The 755-nt window shown below is 37.6% G+C and carries 1 protein-coding gene and 1 pseudogene; one reads left to right on the plus strand and one right to left on the minus strand.

Translation table 11 applies throughout. From position 1 onward, the window contains the following. Positions 1-115, plus strand: a pseudogene (locus tag EDI28_RS26095) (IS110 family transposase); the annotation flags it as partial. Positions 116-283: 168 nt separating this feature from the next. Here the strand turns inward: EDI28_RS26095 and EDI28_RS26100 are convergent. Further along, entirely contained in the window at positions 284-592 is a 309-nt protein-coding gene (locus EDI28_RS26100; RefSeq protein ID WP_128786707.1) for a hypothetical protein, read from the minus strand. Positions 593-755 lie beyond the last annotated feature (163 nt).

Here is a 755-nt window from a genome sequence, read left to right on the forward strand (position 1 = left end):
TCTGGCAGAAGGAAAACCGAAAAAAGTGGCCATTATCGCCTGCGTCAGGAAGATGATTAACATCTTAAATTCTATGCTGCGAGATGGCGCCCTATGGGATGCAAAAACAGCTTAAAATTATCTATTGACGCCATAGTCGTTTGTTATGAATAATGCCACAAAACGATCATTTCCAACAATCGCCACTTTTAGTAACAGATCTTAATATAATATACCCAGAGCTGTACTCTACTAAATTCCCTCTGATAATCATTGTATCTTACTTTTATAACTTGCTACCAAATCATGAGCCAAAGGTAATCATCAAACCACCAACAAACATAAAAAACACCCCTCTAAGGACATATTTTCGTGAAATAATGTATAGGTTTCTAACTTCCTTTTTATCACCTAAAACACGCACCACTTCACTTTCAAAATACGAGAAATGCACACTTGTCCTTTTATCTATACCTTTCTTGTTAATTTCATTGGCTATAACTGACTTTATAGCTAAACCTTTCATCAAGTTATAAAAAGCTAAAAGAAAAATGACAAGAAAGAGAATAAAAAACAGAATATCAAAAACAGCACTTATTTGCTCATTATTCATAGATAGCCCTCTTTTCATAACGCCTGGGATAAGGTGCGCCACGATTAACCCACCAAGCGCACAGAACTCCGAACCAAAACCGCCGAGTCAAACGCGTCACCTTGATACCTTTGTTATGGCGAGCTCCAAGTAACCTACTCAACTTCAATGCACGCTACCGCCA

Source organism: Photobacterium chitinilyticum, from assembly GCF_004104355.1.
GTDB classification, from domain to species: domain Bacteria; phylum Pseudomonadota; class Gammaproteobacteria; order Enterobacterales; family Vibrionaceae; genus Photobacterium; species Photobacterium chitinilyticum.